General features: G+C 68.2%; 13 protein-coding genes. 10 read left to right on the top strand and 3 right to left on the bottom strand.

From position 1 onward, the window contains the following. Nucleotides 1-6: 6 nt before the first annotated feature. Entirely contained in the window at nucleotides 7-498 is a 492-nt protein-coding gene (locus GV015_RS13930) for a peptide deformylase (RefSeq protein ID WP_064297012.1), read from the top strand. A 54-nt stretch (nucleotides 499-552) separates the two neighbouring features. Here the strand turns inward: GV015_RS13930 and GV015_RS13925 are convergent, their stop codons facing one another. Further along, nucleotides 553-2,382, bottom strand: coding sequence for a long-chain fatty acid--CoA ligase (locus tag GV015_RS13925; protein WP_159878878.1), 1,830 nt, complete (start codon nucleotides 2,380-2,382; stop codon nucleotides 553-555). 186 nt (nucleotides 2,383-2,568) lie between these two features. On the opposite strand from GV015_RS13925, the gene GV015_RS13920 reads away from it, so the two are divergent. The 3 genes from GV015_RS13920 to GV015_RS13910 all read left to right on the top strand — a co-directional run bounded on the left by GV015_RS13920 (nucleotide 2,569) and on the right by GV015_RS13910 (nucleotide 5,698). Next, nucleotides 2,569-3,522: an ROK family glucokinase gene (locus tag GV015_RS13920; RefSeq protein ID WP_064297010.1), complete on the top strand. Its 954-nt coding sequence runs from the start codon at nucleotides 2,569-2,571 to the stop codon at nucleotides 3,520-3,522. A 26-nt stretch (nucleotides 3,523-3,548) separates the two neighbouring features. Next, nucleotides 3,549-4,232, top strand: coding sequence for a 1-acyl-sn-glycerol-3-phosphate acyltransferase (locus GV015_RS13915; RefSeq protein ID WP_064297009.1), 684 nt, complete (start codon nucleotides 3,549-3,551; stop codon nucleotides 4,230-4,232). Between the two features lie 119 nt (nucleotides 4,233-4,351). Then, entirely contained in the window at nucleotides 4,352-5,698 is a 1,347-nt protein-coding gene (locus tag GV015_RS13910) for a class II 3-deoxy-7-phosphoheptulonate synthase (protein ID WP_056005400.1), read from the top strand. An 87-nt stretch (nucleotides 5,699-5,785) separates the two neighbouring features. Here the strand turns inward: GV015_RS13910 and pknB are convergent, their stop codons facing one another. Further along, nucleotides 5,786-7,732 (bottom strand): Stk1 family PASTA domain-containing Ser/Thr kinase, encoded by a 1,947-nt coding sequence (gene pknB, locus GV015_RS13905; RefSeq protein WP_236555473.1) that lies wholly within the window; start codon nucleotides 7,730-7,732, stop codon nucleotides 5,786-5,788. 130 nt (nucleotides 7,733-7,862) lie between these two features. On the opposite strand from pknB, the gene GV015_RS13900 reads away from it, so the two are divergent. Continuing rightward, complete coding sequence (locus GV015_RS13900) at nucleotides 7,863-8,204, top strand: Rv2175c family DNA-binding protein (protein WP_064297006.1); 342 nt, start codon at nucleotides 7,863-7,865, stop codon at nucleotides 8,202-8,204. Between the two features lie 25 nt (nucleotides 8,205-8,229). On the opposite strand, the gene GV015_RS13895 is transcribed toward GV015_RS13900, so the two are convergent. Further along, nucleotides 8,230-9,330: a polyprenyl synthetase family protein gene (locus tag GV015_RS13895; protein WP_064297005.1), complete on the bottom strand. Its 1,101-nt coding sequence runs from the start codon at nucleotides 9,328-9,330 to the stop codon at nucleotides 8,230-8,232. A 75-nt stretch (nucleotides 9,331-9,405) separates the two neighbouring features. On the opposite strand from GV015_RS13895, the gene GV015_RS13890 reads away from it, so the two are divergent. The 5 genes from GV015_RS13890 (at nucleotide 9,406) to GV015_RS13870 (ending at nucleotide 14,055) form a co-directional block, all read left to right on the top strand. Further along, complete coding sequence (locus GV015_RS13890; protein WP_064297004.1) at nucleotides 9,406-9,780, top strand: DUF3040 domain-containing protein; 375 nt, start codon at nucleotides 9,406-9,408, stop codon at nucleotides 9,778-9,780. 314 nt (nucleotides 9,781-10,094) lie between these two features. Beyond that, entirely contained in the window at nucleotides 10,095-10,526 is a 432-nt protein-coding gene (gene mraZ / locus GV015_RS13885) for a division/cell wall cluster transcriptional repressor MraZ (protein ID WP_064297003.1), read from the top strand. A 139-nt stretch (nucleotides 10,527-10,665) separates the two neighbouring features. Further along, nucleotides 10,666-11,619 (top strand): 16S rRNA (cytosine(1402)-N(4))-methyltransferase RsmH, encoded by a 954-nt coding sequence (gene rsmH, locus GV015_RS13880; protein WP_159878876.1) that lies wholly within the window; start codon nucleotides 10,666-10,668, stop codon nucleotides 11,617-11,619. Further along, nucleotides 11,616-12,209: a hypothetical protein gene (locus GV015_RS13875; protein ID WP_159878874.1), complete on the top strand. Its 594-nt coding sequence runs from the start codon at nucleotides 11,616-11,618 to the stop codon at nucleotides 12,207-12,209. Before rsmH ends, GV015_RS13875 begins: the two co-directional genes overlap by 4 nt. Before the next feature lie 73 nt (nucleotides 12,210-12,282). Then, on the top strand, nucleotides 12,283-14,055 hold the full coding sequence (locus GV015_RS13870) for a penicillin-binding protein 2 (RefSeq protein ID WP_079706019.1): 1,773 nt from the start codon (nucleotides 12,283-12,285) through the stop codon (nucleotides 14,053-14,055). Nucleotides 14,056-14,072: the final 17 nt, after the last annotated feature.

The raw sequence follows: 14,072 nt of genomic DNA, 5'->3' as shown, positions 1-14,072 counted from the left end.
CAACCCGTGACGACACGACCCATCAGACACTTCGGTGACCCGGTCCTGAAGGCTCCGACGGCCGAGGTCGTCACGATCGACGACGACATCCGCAGCCTCGTCCGCGATCTCGTGGACAGCGTGGAGCTCCCCGGTCGTGCCGGCGTCGCCGCGACGCAGATCGGCGTCGGACTCCGCGTGTTCAGCTACAACGTGGACGGCGTCATCGGGTACCTCATCAACCCGAAGCTCGTCGAGGTGCGCGGCGAACTCGAGGAGATCGGCGAGGGCTGCCTGTCGGTGCCCGGGCTCTGGTTCCCGACGCCGCGCCATCCCTACGCGCGTGCCGTCGGCATCGACCTCGACGGGCAGGAGCTCGTCGTCGAGGGTGAAGGACTCCTCGCCCAGGCCCTGCAGCATGAGACCGACCACCTCGACGGCATGCTCTACCTCGACCGGCTGTCGAAGGAGCACCGCCGCGAGGCGATGAAGCAGGTCCGCGAGAGCGACTGGTTCTAGGCGCCGGTCGACGGGCTCGGCGGTCGTCGACCGACCGCCGAGCCCGTCGAGGCGCTACTTCAGGGACATCCCCTGGGTCTCGGGCGAACCCGCTCCGAGGTACATGCCCTCGATCGTCTCCGCGAAGTCCTTGAGGATCACGTTCCGCTTGATGCTGAGCTTCGGCGTGAGGTGACCGCTCGCCTCCGTGAGCTCGTCGTCGAGGATGACGAACTTGCGGATCGACTCCGCGCGGGACACCTTGGTGTTGGCCTCGTCGATGGCGCGCTGGACGGCGGCGAGCACCGCGGGGTTCCGAGCAGCCTCGGCGGCGCTCATCGACGCGTCCTGGCCGTTGTTGGCCAGCCATGACGGCAGCATCTCGGTGTCGAGCGTGATGAGTGCGCTGATGAACGGCTTCTGATCGCCGACGACGACGACCTGGCCGACGACCGGGGTCGCGCGGATCGGGTCCTCGAGCGCCGCCGGGGCGACGTTCTTCCCGCCGGCGGTGACGATGATCTCCTTCTTCCGCCCGGTGATCGTGAGGAAGCCGTCGGCGTCGAAGGACCCGATGTCGCCGGTGCGGAACCAGCCGTCGTCGAAGGCCTCCGCCGTGGCCTCGGGGTTCTGCCAGTACTCCTTGAAGACGTTGATCCCGCGCACCTCGACCTCGCCGTCGTCGGCGATGCGGAGCGAAACGCCGGGGAGTGCCGGTCCGACCGTCCCGATCTTCGACTTCTGGGCGAGGTTGACCGTTGCAGGCGCGGTGGTCTCGGTGAGGCCGTAGCCCTCGAGGATCACGATGCCGAGCGCGTGGAAGAAGTGACCGAGTCGCGGACCGAGTGGAGCGCTGCCGGAGACCGCGTACCGCACCCGGCCGCCCATGGCCGTGCGGATCTTCGACAGCACGAGGCGGTCGAGGACCCGGAACTTCACCTTCAGGCCGAACGGCACCGAACCGCTCTCGAGGGCCTTCGAGTAGGCGATCCCGGTCTCGGCGGCCGCACGGAAGATCTTGCCCTTGCCGCCGGCCTCGGCCTTCTGCTCGGAGGAGTTGTAGACCTTCTCGAAGACCCGGGGGACAGCGAGGAGGAACGTCGGCTTGAAGGTGCCGAGCGAGGGGAGCAGCTGCTTCGTGTCCGGCTGGTGGCCTGTCTTCACGCCGGAGTGCACGCACAGCACGGCGATGAAGCGCGCGAAGATGTGCGCCGTCGTGATGAAGAGGAGGGTGGAGGCGCCGGGAGCGGACACGACGTCCTTGAGTGCGACGGCCGAGTTCCGCGACAATTCGACGAAGTTCGAGTGGGTGAGGACGCAGCCCTTCGGCCGGCCGGTCGAGCCGGAGGTGTAGATGAGGGTCGCCATGTCGGAACCCACGGCGAGGTTGCGGCGGCGTTCGATCTCCTCGTCGGGGACGTCGACGCCGGCGGCCGCGATCTTGTCGAGGTCTCCGAGGTCGATCTGCCAGACCCGTTCCACATCGGGGAGGTCGCCGTGCACCTCGTCGAAGCGGGCGAACTGGTCGGGCGTCTCGACCAGCACGCTCGTCGCTCCCGAGTCGCTGAGGATCCACTGCACCTGGCTCGGCGAGCTGGTCTCGTAGATCGGGACGAGGAGTGCTCCGGCGAACCACACGGCGAAGTCGATGAGGGTCCACTCGTACCGGGTCTTGCACATGAGCCCGATCTTGTCGCCGGGTTCGATCCCCGCGGCGACGAGCCCCTTCGCCAGGGCGACGACCTGGGCGTGGAACTCGGCGGTGGTCACGTCCACCCACTCCGACCCGCGGGGAACGGCGAACAGTGCGGCGTCGGGCGCAGCAGCCAGGCGCTTCACGAGCAGATCGGTCGCATTGGCGGATGGGTCTGCTGCGACGACTGCAGGGACGTCGAACTGTTCCACGGCAACTCCTTCGGTACCAGGTCGGCAAGATGTGGCTCCATCCTAGAGCACGGGTGTTTGCGCGGTTTCTGTGGCGCGCAGACGCTCAGTAGACTCGACTGCGGCGCGCGGGCGACCGACTCGATCGGCCCCGGCCGCACGCCACTGCCGGTATCGGCGACATCAGGACAGGGAGACGGCACCGTTATGGCAAACGCGATCGGCATCGACATCGGCGGGACGAAGATCGCGGGCGGGGTCGTCGACGACGACGGCCGGATCCTCGCGGCCGGGCGCACGCCGACGCAGGCCTCCGATCCCGACGCCATCATCGACGACGTCGTCGCCATGGTCCGATCCTTGGACGACGGCAGCATCTCGAGCGTCGGCGTCGCCGCCCCCGGGTTCTTCGACGCCACGCGCTCGACCGTCTACTACTCGCCGAACATCGCCTGGCGGAACGAACCCCTGCAGGCCCGGCTGGCCGCGCGGTTGCCCGACAAGGTCGTGACCATCGAGAACGACGCGAACGCCGCGGGTTGGGCCGAGTTCCGGTTCGGTGCGGGGCGCGAGGAACGCAGCATGGTCATGGTGACGATCGGCACGGGTGTCGGCGGAGCGATCGTCCTCGACGACCGGCTCCTCACCGGTGGCTTCGGCAGCGGTGCGGAACTGGGACACATGCGCCTCATCCCGGACGGTCTGCCCTGCGGCTGCGGCGCGCGTGGCTGCGTCGAGCAGTACTGCTCGGGGAACGCGTTGCTCCGACTCGCGAACGAGGCAGCGGACGCCGGTGGCGACGGTGCCGCCCTCGCCCGAGCCCGGGCAGCGGCCGGCGGGCTGCTGAACGGACACCACGTCTCCGCCCTGCTCGAGTCCGGTGATCCCGGCGCCCTCCGGTGCCTCAATGAGCTCGCCGATCTGCTGGGGCAGGCCCTCGCGAGCATGTCGGCCATCCTCGACCCCAACATCTTCGTGATCGGCGGCGGCGTCGCCCAGGCCGGCGACCTCCTTCTGGACCCCGTTCGTGAGGCGTTCCTCACGCACCTCCCGGCGCGCGGGTTCCACCCGGAGCCGTCCTTCAGCATCGCGCAGCTCGTGAACGACGCCGGGGTCATCGGCGCCGGCGATCTCGCCAGGAGCGCCCTCGTCCTCGGCTGACGACGACGGCAAGACGGAGGAGCACGATGTTCTACTGGTTCATGAAGTACCTGGTCGCCGGCCCGATCCTCAAGTCGATCTTCCGGCCGTGGGTGATCGGCGCCGAGAACATCCCGGAGCACGGCGGCGCGATCATCGCCAGCAACCACCTGTCCTTCATCGACTCGGTGATCCTCCCGCTGTGCGTCGATCGGCGGATATCCTTCCTGGCCAAGAGCGAGTACTTCCGCGGCAAGGGTTTCGGCGGCTGGGCCACGAAGACCTTCATGCTCGGCACGGGGCAGCTGCCGATCGACCGGTCGGGAGGTAAGGCCTCCGAGGCCTCGCTCAACACCGGGCTCGCGGTCCTCGGTGGCGGTCACCTGCTCGGGATCTATCCGGAGGGCACGCGCAGTCCCGACGGGACGATGTACCGAGGCCGCACCGGGGTCGCGCGGATGGTGCTCGAGGCCGGGGTCCCCATCGTCCCCGTCGCGATGATCGACACCGAGAAGGTCATGCCCATCGGCACGAAGCTGCCCCGGATCCGTCGGATCGGGATCGTCATCGGCAAGCCGCTCGACTTCTCGCGGTTCGAGGGCATGGAGGGGGACCGCTTCATCCTCCGCAGCGTCACGGACGAGTTGATGGTCGAGCTCCGCAAGCTCTCGGGCCAGGACTATCGCGACGTCTACGCCACGAGCGTCAAGGAGCGCGCCGCGTCGGCGTGACGCTAAGCTGAAAAACCGGGCCGCGATCGCGGTCCGTTCCACCTTCCGGGCGGGCTCCGGAGCGCGTCCGGTCGAAGAGAAACAGGAAATCCGTGTCCCACGCTACAGAACCAGTCGTCATGGCCGAACCCTCGGTGATCGCCGGACTGGACTATTGGCGTGAGCTGCCGATCAAGCAGCAGCCGTCATGGCCGGACCAGGCCGCGGTGGCGCGTGCCTCCGCCGAACTCGCGACGCTCCCTCCGCTCGTCTTCGCCGGCGAGGTCGACATCCTGCGCGACCGGTTGGCTCGGGCGGCGAGCGGCAATGCGTTCCTGCTCCAGGGCGGCGACTGCGCGGAGACCTTCGCCGGTGCGACGGCGGAGCAGATCCGCAACCGTGTGAAGACGGTCCTGCAGATGGCCGTCGTGCTCACGTACGGTGCGTCGATGCCGGTCGTCAAGATGGGCCGGATGGCCGGGCAGTTCGCCAAGCCGCGCTCCAACGACTCCGAGACGCGGGGCGACGTCACCCTGCCCGCCTACCGCGGCGACATCGTCAACGGCTACGACTTCACCCCGGAGTCGCGCACGGCCGACCCCGCTCGGCTCGTCAAGGGTTACCACACCTCCGCATCGACGCTGAACCTCATCCGGGCGTTCACCCAGGGCGGGTTCGCCGACCTCCGCGAGGTCCACAGCTGGAACAAGGGGTTCGCCGCCAACCCGGTGAACCACCGGTACGAGGGACTGGCGCGAGACATCGATCGTGCGATCAAGTTCATGGAGGCGGCCGGAGCCGACTTCGACCAGCTGCGCGGTGTGGAGTTCTACTCGAGCCACGAGGCGCTGCTCATGGACTACGAGCGACCGATGACGCGGATCGACTCGCGGACCGGGACGCCGTACAACACCTCGGCCCACTTCGTGTGGATCGGTGAGCGGACCCGTGAGCTCGACGGCGCGCACGTGGACTTCCTGTCGCGCGTGCGCAACCCGATCGGCGTGAAGCTCGGCCCCACCACCTCGGCCGACGACATGCTGCGTCTCATCGACAAGCTCGACCCCGAGCGCGAGCCCGGGCGCCTGACGTTCATCACGCGGATGGGTGCGGGCAAGATCAGGGACGCCCTGCCTCCGCTGCTCGAGGCGATCAAGGGTGCCGACGCGACGCCGCTGTGGGTCACCGATCCGATGCACGGCAACGGACTCACGACGCCCACCGGCTACAAGACGCGTCGTTTCGACGACGTCGTGGACGAGGTCAAGGGGTTCTTCGAAGCCCACCGCGCCGCGGGGACGCACCCGGGCGGCATCCACGTCGAGCTCACCGGCGACGACGTCACCGAGTGCCTCGGTGGCTCCGAGCAGATCGACGAAGCGACCCTGGCGACGCGGTACGAGTCGCTGTGCGATCCGCGCCTCAACCACATGCAGTCGCTCGAGCTCGCCTTCCTCGTGGCGGAGGAGCTCGCCGCCGCGAAGTAGGTCTCACACGACGAAGCGCCCATGCCGGGTCCGGCATGGGCGCTTCGTCGTCTGGCGGCTGCGTGGGTGGATCGCGCTTCGCCGTGGCTACAGACCGAAGTCGGTGATGTTGACGGTTGAGCCCTTCTTGACGGACTTGCCCGCCGGGGGATCGGTCTTCTTCACCTTGAAGATGTCGCGGAAGGCCTCGGCTACGGCGATGTCACCCACGGTGAAACCCGCGTCCTGCAGCGTCGTGATGGCCTGGTTGATCGTCTGGCCGGTGGTGTCCGGGACGGCGACCAACTCGACGCCCTTCGACACGATCAGCGTGACGTCGTCGCCCGGGATGAACGCCGTCTCGTTCCCGTCGGCATCGGTCTTGGCCTGGATGCCGATGACCTGCCCCGCGGGGATCGTGTCGTCGAACGCCTCGTCCGAGGCACCCACGCCGAGCCCGACGGATTCGAGGGCGTCGCGCGCCTGGTCCGGCGTCATCCCCGAGACCGAGGGCACCTGTCCGGCCGAGACGAGCAACGTCACCGTGGAGCCCTGGAAGGACGGTCCGCCCTGGCTGTAGTCGGCGCCCGAGGTCGCGTCGGTCGCCGCGAGCACGATGTCCTTCGCAATGCTCGGGTCGAATTGCTGGTTCACGGTGCCGACGGCGACGCCGAGCGCGTCCAACTGCTGTTCGGCGTCGGATTGTGCGAGCCCGGCGAGGACCGGGATGTCCACCGGCTGCGGTCCCTGCGAGACGAGGACCGTGACGGAGCTTCCCTTGTCGATCTTCGAGCCGGACGGCGGATCGCTGCCGGCGACCGTGCCGGCCGGGACGGTGAGGCTGAACGTCGCGCCTTCGACGGGCACGAAGCCCAGCTCCACGAGTTTGGCGGACGCCTGGTCGAAACTCCCGTCGGCGACGTTCGGGACCTCGACGAGCGAGCCGGGGCCCTGGCCGAAGTACCATCCGGTTCCACCGGCGAGCGCGGCGAGCATGAGGACGATCGTGAACAGCGCGACGCCCACGCGGCTGCGCTTGCGGGCCTTCGTGGCGAGCTTGCCCGGACCGTCCGTCGCGTCGGCGCGCACCGGGACCTGCTGCGGTTTGGTGTTGCGGCCGATGACCTGGGTGACGTCGTCGGCGTGCTCGCTCGAGTAGGAGGCCGGCATGACGATCGTGGGCTGCGCCCCGGTGGCGACCGAGGTGAACCCGAGACTGGACTCGATGGAGCGCAGGCGCTCGAGCATCTCGCCGGCGTTCGACGGACGATCGTCCGGTTCGCGCTCAGTCGCCCAGAAGACGAGGTCGTCGAGTTCCTTCGGGACGGCGGGGTTCTTGGCGCTCGGTGCCGGGACCGACTCGTTGGCGTGCTGGTAGGCGATCTGCATCGGCTGCTCGCCCTTGTAGGGCTGTTCGCCGGTGAGCATCTCGTAGAGCATGATCCCGAGCGCGTAGATGTCGCTCCGCGCGTCGGCCTGTCCACGGGTGACGAGTTCGGGGGAGAGGTAGGCGATCGTCCCGAGGAGTGCCTGGCCGGTGGCCGTGTTCGCGCTCGCGGCTCTCGCGAGGCCGAAGTCGCCGATCTTGATGCGTCCGTCGTCGGCGAGGAGGACGTTCTCCGGCTTGACGTCGCGGTGGACGATGCCGGCGCGGTGCGCGGCGGCGAGGCCGGACAGCACGGCGTCGAGGATGTCGGCGGCCTGCCGCGGGGTCAGTGTGCCGTTGTCGCGGATGAGGTCGCGGAGGGTGATGCCCGGCAGGTGCTCCATGACGAGGTACGCCATGTCGGAGTCCTGGCCCTGGTCGAACACGCTGACGACATGCGGGTTCGCGAGCCGGGCGGCGGAGCGCGCCTCCTGGATGAATCGGTTCTTGAACGTTGTGTCGTCCGAGAGGTGGCCGTGCATGACCTTGATCGCGACGCGCCGTTCCAGCCGGAGGTCCGTGGCGAGGTAGACCGTCGCCATGCCGCCACGGGCGATGCGTGAGCGCACCTGATATCTCCCGTCGAGGAGACGGCCGATCATTGGATCGGTCTGCTGGTTGCTACTCACCAGTCGAGTGTATGGAACGTCGAGCGCGAAGAGCTGTCAACACCCCGGGAGGGCGGCGAGGTGCCTGGATCGTTACCCGAACGCGATCCGACGGCGCCGAGCGGAGCGCGGTCGTGGCAGACTGCTGTGCGTGACTGAGCAGAATTCCGAACTCGTGTGGTTCACCCTTCCCGATCTGGCGACCGAACTCGGGCTGCCGATCCGCCGCATCCGCCAGTACCTCGAGGAGCGCGACCTCCTCGCCGTCCGACGTGACGGCGTGCTGCAGGTGCCGTCGTCGTTCATCGCGGACGGCGGGCCGGTGCACAACCTGCGCGGCACGCTCACGCTGCTGTCCGACAACGGCTTCGACGATGAGGCCGCAATGGTCTGGATGCTCGAGGACGACGACGCGATCGGGACCTCGCCGATCCAAGCCCTCCGCGAGGGACGTCGTTCCGAGGTGCGCCGGGTGGCTCAGGCGCTCGCCTGATCCCGCGCCGTCCGAGCCGGACGGCTCAGGTCTCGCGGCGTGCGACCGCGACCGCGAGGCCGCGCAGGTGGGCCCGGGCGTCGTCGTTGATCGGAGCCTCGCCCAATGCGGAGAGCGCCCGCGCGACGTGGTCCTGGATGAGCTTCTCCACCTGGTCGACGGCCCCGCTGTCGCGGATGGTCGCTTGGAGCAGGCCGATCTGGTCGTCGTCGAGTTCGGGATCCCCGAGCAGCTCGTCGAGGATGGCGCGCGCGCCCGGCTGGAGGGCCTCCCTCGTGAGCGCGATGAGGATGGTTCGCTTCCCTTCGCGGAGGTCGTCGCCACTCGGCTTGCCGGTCACGGCGGGATCGCCGTAGACGCCGAGGAGGTCGTCGCGCAGCTGGAAGGCGATGCCGAGGGGGAGGCCGTACCCGCGGAGCGACGCGAGCTGCTGCTCGTTCCCGCCACCGAGGAGCGCCCCGAGCGCGAGCGGGGACTCGATGCTGTACTTGGCCGATTTGAAGATCAGGACGCGCTCGGCCCGGCGGCGCTGTTCGTCGTCGGCGGCGTCGCGCCAGGCGCGCTCCTCGAGGATGTCGAGGTACTGGCCGGCCGTGACCTCGGTCCGCATCCGGTTGAACTCGGCCCGCGCTGCGCGAGCGGCGGTGCGGTCGTCCAGCTGGTCGAGTCCGTCGTCGAGGAGTTCGTCGCTCCAGCCGAGGAGCAGGTCGCCGAGGAGTGTGGCGGCTCCGGTGCCGAAGGTGGTCGGGTCGCCGTCCCATCGGCTGCGACGGTGCAACTCCGCGAAGGAGACGTGAGCCGACGGTGCACCCCGGCGGGTGTCGGAGTTGTCGATGATGTCGTCGTGGACGAGCGCCGCGGCGTGGAACAGCTCGAGTGCTCCACAAGTCGCGATGACGGTCTCGAGGCCGCCCTGGCCGCTGGCGTGCCTCCCGGTCGAGACGGCCTGCCAGCCCCGGAAGCAGAACTGTGCTCGGAACCGCTTCCCACCGCTGAGAAATTCCCGGGAGAAGTCGAGGAACGGGGAGAGCTCCGGGCCGATCTGCGCGACAATGGAGCTTCGCGAGGAGAGAAAGTCGGAGAGCCCGCGGCCCACCAGGGTGGCGAGTTCATTGCTTTCGATCACGCACCTAGCCTAGTCATGCTTCGGTGGCTAGACTCGATCAACAACGTCGCGTCGTGTGACCTTGAGGGGAATCAGATGCCACTTTCAGAGCAGGAGCAACGGCTCCTCGATGAGATGGAACGCCACCTCTACCGCAGCGATGCCGATTTCGTCTCCAAGGTCAGCGCTGGCGCGGGCAAACCGAGTTACCGCGGAATCGCGCTCGGCTCCCTCATCGCGGTGGTCGGGGCGATCGGCCTCGTGCTCGGAGTCGTGATCCAGCAGCCCATCGTCGGTCTGCTCGGGTTCGCGATCATGCTCACGGGCGTGCTCGTGGCGACGAAGCCGACCCGGGCTCCACTCGAACAGCCGCGACCTCGTCAGGCTGCGCCGGCAGGACAGAAGTCCTCGCGTCTGATGGACCGCTTCAACGACCGCTGGGACAAGCGCCAGTCGGGCGACGAGCGGTAGCGAGGCCCGGTCTCCTGGTCGCTCCTCGGTCGGCCACCTGACTCCACTTCCCTCCCTCGCGGCGCCGCCGCACCACGACTCCAAACGGGGCCGATCTTCGGATCGGCCCCGTTTCGTCGTTTCGGGCCCTCCCTGATCGTCCCGAGTATGGCAAAACCCCTCCATTTCCCTCCACCCCGCAGAGTCCCGACTTTGCGGGGTTTTTTCATGAGCAAATGGTTCAATGTGGGGGAATGTGCTGCACTAGTGGTGCAAAGTGGAGTAAAGTGGAGCCCAACCAAGATGTTGGCCAGAACGATTGGGGGCGGGGGCGTATGTTCCTCGGTAGTCACGCCCCCAAACTCGACGAAAAAGGCCGCATCATCCTGCCGGCGAAGTTCCGCGATGAGCTCTCCGGCGGGGTCGTCATGACTCGAGGCCAGGAGCACTGCATCTACGTCTTCAGCACGCGGGAGTTCGAGGCGCTCCACGAGAAGATCCGCCAGGCTCCGGTCACCAGCAAGCAGGCCCGCGACTACCTGCGCGTGTTCCTCTCCGGAGCGAGCGCCGAGACACCCGACAAGCAGCACCGCGTGACCATTCCGTCCAACCTCCGCCAGTACGCCGGGCTCAGCCGCGACCTCGTGGTCATCGGCGCCGGCAGCCGCGCGGAGATCTGGGACGCCGAGGCATGGGAGTCCTACCTCGCCGAACAGGAGAGCGTCTTCTCCGAGACCGCCGAGGAGGTGATCCCCGGACTCTTCTAGTGCCCTGCCCCCTGACTCCCAGCCGTCCCGCCCTGACACACTTCCCCGGTGCCAGGTCGGAGCCCGCCCTGACACACTTCCCCGGTGCCAGGTCGGAACGGATGGGGATCAGGGGTCAGGGACCGTCCGGATTACGCATATGGCCATCAACGACATCCACACCCCGGTCCTCCTCGAGCGATGCATCGAGTTGCTCGCCCCCGCCGTGTCGCACGAGGGCGCGGTCCTCATCGACGCCACGCTCGGCATGGCGGGCCACGCCGAAGCGATGCTCGAGCGGTTCCCGCAGTTGACCCTCATCGGGCTCGACCGCGACCTCGATGCACTCGACATCGCTCAGGAGCGGCTCGAGCGATTCGGGTCGCGAGCCCGGTTCGTCAAAGCCGTCTACGACGACATCGACGAGGCGGCCGAGGAGCTCGGGTTCCCACAGGTGGACGGGATCCTGTTCGACCTCGGTGTCTCCTCACTGCAACTCGATCGGACCGAACGCGGCTTCTCGTACTCGCAGGACGCGCCACTCGACATGCGGATGGACGCCTCGAGCGAGCTGACGGCGGAGACGATCCTCGCCACCTACGACGAGGTCGCGCTTCGGAAGATCTTCTGGGAGTACGGCGACGAGAAGCTGGCGCAGCGCTACGCACGCCGCATCGTCGAGGAACGCCAGCAGCGACCCCTGACGAGTTCCGGTCAGCTCGTCGAGCTCATCGATCGGGCCACGCCGGCGGCCGCACGTCGCACCGGACACCCGGCCAAGCGGGTCTTCCAGGCGCTGCGCATCGAGGTCAACGCGGAGCTGTCGGTCCTCGAGGCCGCCGTGCCCCGCGCCCTCGACCTGCTGCGGGTCGGCGGCCGGATCGTGTTCCTGTCCTACCAGTCGCTGGAGGACCGGATCGTCAAGCGCGAGCTCCAGGCGCGGGCGAAGTCGACCACGCCGGCGGGGCTGCCCGTCGAGCTCCCGGAGCACAGTGCGGAGCTGAAGCTCCTCGTCAAGGGCGCCGAGCTCGCCACCGAGGCGGAGATCGACGAGAACCCCAGAGCGAAACCCGTGCGACTCCGCGCGGCTGAACGGCTGAGGAGGCCAGCATGAGCGGAGCGACCGCAGCACTCGATCTCGCACCCGAACGGCTCGGACGCGTTCGGCCGCAGCCGACCCGGACGGCGCCCGAACGGCAGCACATCCGTGCGGTCACGACCGGGGCGCGCCCGAAGCTCCGACCACGGCCGATGTACGCGGTCATCGTCGTCGGTGCGGTCGTCGCCATCGTCGTCGGCCAGTTGCTGCTCAGCGTCGGGTTGAGCCAGGGTGCGTACCAGATCCAGCAGCTCGAGGGGAAGCAGGTCGAACTCGGCCGCACCTCGGCTGCGCTGGCCGAGGACCTCGACCGCCTGGCCTCCCCGCAGTACCTCGCCGTGAACGCGCAGGCGCTCGGCATGGTGGGCAACTCGCTCCCGACCTACCTCCGGCTCTCCGACGGTGCTGTGCTGGGGACGCCCACGCCGGCGTCGGCGAGCACGAGTCCGATCTTCAACGCCGCCCTCGTGCCGAACGCACAGGCCGCGACGCTCCCGCTCGTCGGCGGACAGAACGCCGCCGCCGCAGACGGCGCGTCGAGCCAGGAAGCGGTCACCCCGCCCGTACCGTTGCAGGACGGGCTGCCGTCGCCGACCACACGATGACCGGACGGCTCACGGTGGAGGACGACGCCCTGCCCGGAGGTGCGACGTCAGGAGAGGACGCGGTGCGGGCATCATGGTGAGACACACGAAGACCACGCGCCGACGCCTCGCGTTCACCATCGTCGCGGTCTCCATCGTGATGACGCTGTTCGTCCTCCGTCTGGTCGACATCCAGGTGGTCCGCGCGAGTGCCTTGAGCGCCGAATCCCTCGAGAAGACCGAGACGGGTGACACGATCCTCGCCACCCGTGGCAGCATCCTCGCCTCCGACGGTTCGGTGCTCGCCGAAGCGGTCATGCGCTACAGCATGGCGGCATCTCCGAAGGACGCCGGCCCGTTCGAACGCGACGTCGACGGCACCGAGCAGACGATCACCCTCGAGCAGGCGACGAACGAGATCGGCGCGATCATCGGGAAGCCCGGCCCGGAGGTCCTCGCGCTCATCACGGACGCCCTCGCCGCGGACAAGGACTCGCTCTACGCCCTCCTCGCGAAGAAGCTCACCCTCGACCAGCTCCGCGCGCTCAAGGCGTTGGAGATCCCGTGGACGACCTTCAAGGAAGAGCCGTACCGGGTGTACCCGAACGGTGCCGTGGCCGGCAACATCGTCGGCTTCGTCGGCGAGGAGGGCGAGGCACAAGCCGGCGTCGAACTCATGGAGAACTCCTGCCTCGCGGGGGAGGACGGTCGCACGACCTACGAGAAGGGCAGCGGCGGTCTCCCCCTCCCCGGCACCACGGTGACGAAGCCGGCGAAGGACGGCGGCGACGTCGTACTCACGCTCGACAAGGACATCCAGTGGTTCTCGCAGCAGTCGCTCGCTGCGCAGGCCGAAGCGGTCGGTGCGAGCTGGGGCGTCGTCACGGTGATGGAGGTCAAGACCGGCAAGCTCCTCGCCGTCGCCGAGTACCCGGCCGTCGACCCCGGCAACGTCAGCGCGACGCCTGCGGAGGACCGAGGCTCACGTGCCTTCGCGGCCCCGTTCGAACCGGGATCGACGTACAAGTCCCTCACCGCCGCTGCACTCATCGACCAGGGTGTCGCGAACCCGAACTCCCAGGTGGTCGCTCCGTTCCGGTACAAGCCGTCGAACGGTGCCGACATCAACGACAGCGAGTTCCACGAGGACATGAACCTCACGCTGGCGGGTGTCATGGTCGAGTCGTCCAACACGGGGATCTCACAGTTCGGCGAGAAGATGAGTGCCGACACCCGCTACGCGTATTTCCAGAAGTTCGGTCAGCTCCAGAAGACCGAGGTCGGCTTCCCGAGCGAGTCCGGAGGCCTGATGTCCGACCCGGCGGACTGGGACAACCAGACGGACTACGCGACCATGTTCGGTCAGGGCTTCTCGACGACCGCCATCCAAGGTGCCAGCCTCTACCAGACGATCGCGAACGGTGGCGTCAGGATGCCGGTGCAGCTCGTCGAGGGGTGTCGCAACGCGGACGGCACGGTGACGGACGTCCCCGACGCGACCGGGACCCAGGTCGTCTCGCCCGATGCCGCGAAGCAGGTCAGCGACATGCTCGAGATGGTCGACCAGGAGAGCTGGGTCGCGGCGAACGTCGACGTTCCCGGCTACCGCGTCGCGATGAAGACCGGAACGGCCCAGCAGCCGGACGGCGATGGCGGATACAGCTCGAGTTACCTCGTCTCGATGGCCGGCTTCGCACCCGCCGAGGCCCCGCAGTTCGTCGTTTCGGTGAACCTGGCGGACCCGGTTAAGATGAACACATCGGCTGCGGTCGCTCCCATCTTCCGGGATGTGACCACCCAGGTGCTGAAGAGCAGGGGAGTGCAGCCGTCCACGGAGCCGGCACCGAACCTGCCGCTCAGATTTTGAACGACCTCATGAAGGAT

The organism is Plantibacter sp. T3 (assembly GCF_902506515.1).
Lineage (GTDB): Bacteria > Actinomycetota > Actinomycetes > Actinomycetales > Microbacteriaceae > Plantibacter > Plantibacter auratus.
Note: the sequence above shows the minus strand (reverse complement) of the source record. Positions and strands in the feature narration are given on the sequence as shown.